The 3,853-nt window shown below is 71.4% G+C and carries 7 protein-coding genes; all 7 read right to left on the bottom strand.

Features of this window, described 5'->3' with window-relative positions:
• Positions 1-84 precede the first annotated feature (84 nt).
• The 7 genes from WD250_13790 to WD250_13760 all read right to left on the bottom strand — a co-directional run bounded on the left by WD250_13790 (position 85) and on the right by WD250_13760 (position 3,715).
• A complete protein-coding gene (locus WD250_13790; protein MEX2621281.1) occupies positions 85-327 on the bottom strand; it encodes a hypothetical protein in 243 nt (80 codons plus the stop codon).
• Positions 328-350: 23 nt separating this feature from the next.
• On the bottom strand, positions 351-752 hold the full coding sequence (locus WD250_13785; protein ID MEX2621280.1) for a hypothetical protein: 402 nt from the start codon (positions 750-752) through the stop codon (positions 351-353).
• 84 nt (positions 753-836) lie between these two features.
• Positions 837-1,469 carry a Uma2 family endonuclease gene (locus WD250_13780; protein MEX2621279.1) on the bottom strand — a complete coding sequence of 211 codons (633 nt, stop codon included), beginning with the start codon at positions 1,467-1,469 and terminating at the stop codon, positions 837-839.
• A gap of 5 nt (positions 1,470-1,474) precedes the next feature.
• A complete protein-coding gene (locus WD250_13775) occupies positions 1,475-2,038 on the bottom strand; it encodes a Uma2 family endonuclease (protein ID MEX2621278.1) in 564 nt (187 codons plus the stop codon).
• A gap of 249 nt (positions 2,039-2,287) precedes the next feature.
• Positions 2,288-2,479, bottom strand: coding sequence for a hypothetical protein (locus tag WD250_13770; protein MEX2621277.1), 192 nt, complete (start codon positions 2,477-2,479; stop codon positions 2,288-2,290).
• 33 nt (positions 2,480-2,512) lie between these two features.
• Positions 2,513-3,097, bottom strand: coding sequence for an RES family NAD+ phosphorylase (locus WD250_13765; GenBank protein ID MEX2621276.1), 585 nt, complete (start codon positions 3,095-3,097; stop codon positions 2,513-2,515).
• Positions 3,098-3,154: 57 nt separating this feature from the next.
• Positions 3,155-3,715 carry a hypothetical protein gene (locus tag WD250_13760; GenBank protein MEX2621275.1) on the bottom strand — a complete coding sequence of 187 codons (561 nt, stop codon included), beginning with the start codon at positions 3,713-3,715 and terminating at the stop codon, positions 3,155-3,157.
• Positions 3,716-3,853: the final 138 nt, after the last annotated feature.

Genomic DNA, 3,853 nt, shown 5'->3' with positions numbered 1-3,853 from the left:
TCGTCGTCATCGTCCCTCCTCGGATCCGGCATCGGATGCACCCTGGTCGCCACTGCACCCGGCGGACTGGCGCATCGACGCCCCTCAGGCCGCGGGACGGCCACGCAGGAGGTGTCGGTGGTCTTCCGCAGGCCCCGCGAGCACATGGAACCGCACCCAGCGCTCGCCCATGTCAACGACACGGGCCACAGCCGGTGCTGCGTCCCCGCCGTCACCCAGCACAAGGTGATCGCCCGGACGGAAACCGTCAGGAAGCTTCGAGGCGGCGGTCCAGACGTGACCGTCTTCGTCGATCTTGAAGAGATCCACGCTGATGTCGGGCTTCATGGCCATGGCTCCAGTCTGAACGGTCACCGTACTGGCGGCAAGGGTTCGGGTGGGGCGATCACGGGGCCGTCGAAGCAGTTGCGCAGCCGGACGAGGTGGCGCTCCGACACGTCGGGCAAGACCACGTCATAGTGGGGCGGCAATCCCGTGGGCAACAGTGGGAACCCCGCCCCGAGCAGCGTCGCCGCTCTGGCGACGAACACCGGCTTTGCGTCGTAGCGGCTACCGATCGGATGGTCACCAAACAGGTCGGCGACCGCCGATGGCGGCGTCACGAACACCGAGACGCCGTAGAAGCCGTACCGATCGTGGTTCTCAACAGCCTGCCCTCGGACATGATCATGCTCGAGGGTGCCAGCACCGCCGCGAATGACGACGCAACCGTCCGCTGGTACCAACTCATCCCGCAGTGTCACGATCTTCAACGCGACTCCTCGGTCCTCATGACACCCCAACCGTGTGGGTGGACGTCGAGCACCGTAGCCGGGACCCGCCGAACCCGGAGGTCGTCATCCACAGGCTCTGCGGCAGCCCCGTCGAAGGCGATGGGTCACGGCGCAGGTCCGCTTGCACTGCGACTCGAGCGACCCAGCCAAGGCGCCGTCCACCGGACCTCGCAACCTACCCACCATAGACCCGCCGCGACGGACAGATACGTCCCGCAACAGGGGTCTACCGCGGGGAACCGCTGGGGCGCCGACGGGCACCTGCAGGCCGGGCGCCTGCTCGGTGGAAAGCGTGCCCTCGACGTGCTCGGCAGCCTGGTAGGCGCCCTGGGCGTCGCGGCGGTGGACGATCACGCGCTGCTCGACGAGGTCGACCACCCAGTACTCGCCCACCCCGATCGTCTCGTAGACCGCGCGCTTCTCGACCAGGTCCAGGCTGCGGGTGCCCGGCGAGGTGACCTCGACGACCAGATCCGGCGGCACGTGGAACCCGTCGGCGTCCAGCTCGCCGGCCCGCTCGGGGCCGACGAACGTCAGGTCGGGGACGAGTTGGTGCGCGCCGATCTCGACGCCGGCGCCGGTGAACGCCTCGCCGCCGTGCCCGCGGACCCACGCGCGGAAGTGGTCCATCACAGGCCCGCCGGCTGCCCGCGATCTACCAGCGGCTGGTCGCGGCCAGCGTCGGTGGGCGACCACCGAGCTCACGTCGAGGCCAGCACCTCGCCGACGGGCACCTCCAGGCCGGGGGCCTGCTCGGTGGACAGCGTGCCCGCGGTGTGCTCGGTGGCCTGGTAGCCGCCCTGGGTGTCGCGGCGGTGGACGATCACGCGCTGCTCGGCAAGGTCGACCACCCAGTACTCGCCCACGCCGATCGCCTCGTAGATCGCGCGCTTCTCGTGGAGGTCGAGGCTGCGGGTGCCCGGTGAGGTGACCTCGGCGACGAGGTCGGGGGCGACGTGGAAGCCGTCGGCGTCGATCTCGTCGACGCGGGCGGGGCCCATAAAGGTGAGGTCGGGCCGCAGCTGGTGGTCGCCGATCTCGATGCCGGCGCCGGCGTAGGCCACGCCGCCATGCTCGGTGACCCAGTTGCGGAAGTGCTGCACGAGCACGCTGACGGCGTGCTCGTGGCGCACGAGCGGCAGCCCCCGGATCACGAGCTCGCCGGCCAGGATCTCGTAGCGCAGCCGGTCGTCGAGCTTGCCGTGCCTGTCAAGGTCGGCGAGCAGGCTGTGCGCCATGCGCGCACCGGTCGTGGCCACGCCCATCGGGCACCTCCTCGGTCCATCGTGCGGACACGATGGTAACCGCCGCCGCCGCAACGCCGGCTGTCCACAACCCGGGGTATGCCCGCCCGGGCCCGCGCCGCAGTGCCTCCCGCTCCGCGCGGATGGTGGGCGGAGCCGGTCCGACATGCGCCGCGCCCAGGCCGAGGCGCCACTGTGCGACGGTGTGGAACGCATCGCAGTTGACGACGGAGGGCTCGTTGAGGCCCGACTGTGGGCCGATGGGCACCTCTACGGCGGCGCAACCTTCGCACGACGCCGCACCGCCACTTCGTCGACCCTTCCATCGCCCCCGCCGCTGTCCGCGTCGACGCCGCCGGACTGCTGGCCGATCTCAACTCCGCAGGGCTGCTCTTCGAATCGCTCGTGGTGCGCAACCAGCCAGGCCCGGCACGCGCCGAACGCGGTGTCGAAGCCGGCCACCCGGCGTCGACGTCGCTCCGGCCGCTCGCGGGGTCACGGTGGCGGCGCGCGGGTGAGGTCCTTGATGGCACCGACCGTGCCGATCCCAGCGCGGAACCCGGGAGGCAAGGTGTCGTAGTGGTCCAACACCGGCGTAGGTTCTGCTGGCGGGGCGTCCTCGGGGGCACCGTCGGGGCCGAAAAGGGCGACGCACTCGTCACGCGCGAAGCGGGCCTGGTAGAGGATGCCGTTGTGGCCGGCTGCGTCGAACGCGTCCGCCCACTGCCACGCCAGCATGTCGGGGACGATCGTGGCCAGTTCGCCGGTGAGTCCCGGTATGGAAGCCACGGTGGTGTCCGCGAGCTTCGAGCGGGCCTGTCCCACCCGGTCGGCGCGCCATACCACCAGCCTGGCGAGCGCCGTCACGCTCACCACCGGCGGGTCGTCCTGGTCGGGATCGGCGATCTTCTCGATGATGGCCGTGGCCGATGACAGCGCCCAGTAGCAGGTGCCGCGTGGGCGTTGGAGGTCGAAGCGACCGGGCTCGGGGTTGCCCGTGCGCGTCGAGAACCACCACGGCTGGTCATGGCGACGGTCGCAGGCTCGCCACAGCGGCCGACGGCGGCCTGTCCTCGGCACCCTTGGGGCATCCCCCGGGCGGGGCGGGCGAAGCCCGATGCGTTGACGCGGCATCCGTCAGGCGACTCGCGCCCCCAACCGCGACACGGCGGCACCCAGCGGGGGAGCATCCGCGCCGTGACGGTTGGCGTATCCGGCCGGGGTGTCATCCAGGCTGCCGAGCCGAGTGTGCATCCACGCCGCCAGGTCGGCGTCGGTCAGGAACCCGTCGTGGGGCAGCCGCCGCCACAGGGCGATGACCTCCGCCAGGGGAACGAGTCGGCCAGCGGCGCGGCTGAACTGCCAGGAGGGGAACGCCCAGTGGCCATCGTCGGCGCGCAAGGCCACGAGCCGCCGCTTGAGGGCCCGCTTGCGCACGGCCTCCCCAGTCAACGGGTCGCCGCCGGGTGCCGTCAGCCAGCGGGCCAGGTCCGTAATGGTGTAGACGGGCCCGATGCGGCGGGCCAGCAGCGACGTGCCCGGCGCCTCAAGCGCTGACGCGGCCCAATCGGCCGCCTGCGTCCCAAGCCGAGCACCATCCAGCCGCTCGGGCTCGGCGACGTGCACGAGGCGCGCGCGCAGCTCCTCGACGAACGCCTCGGCCGCCTCGGCGACCTTGCGATCCAGCGTCGATGCCACCGCAGCAACCTCCTGCCCGGCAGCATAGCAACCGGTCCAACCAATGGCAACGACTCCAACCGGTAATCGCGTCCCGCGCGTCAGCCTCACCTGCGCCATCGGGCCCCGCCCACCGTGCCCGGGATCTGCTCCTTCAGC

Source organism: Egibacteraceae bacterium, from assembly GCA_040905805.1.
Classification (GTDB): Bacteria; Actinomycetota; Nitriliruptoria; order Euzebyales; family Egibacteraceae; genus DATLGH01.
This window is presented reverse-complemented; position numbering and strand designations above follow the sequence as displayed.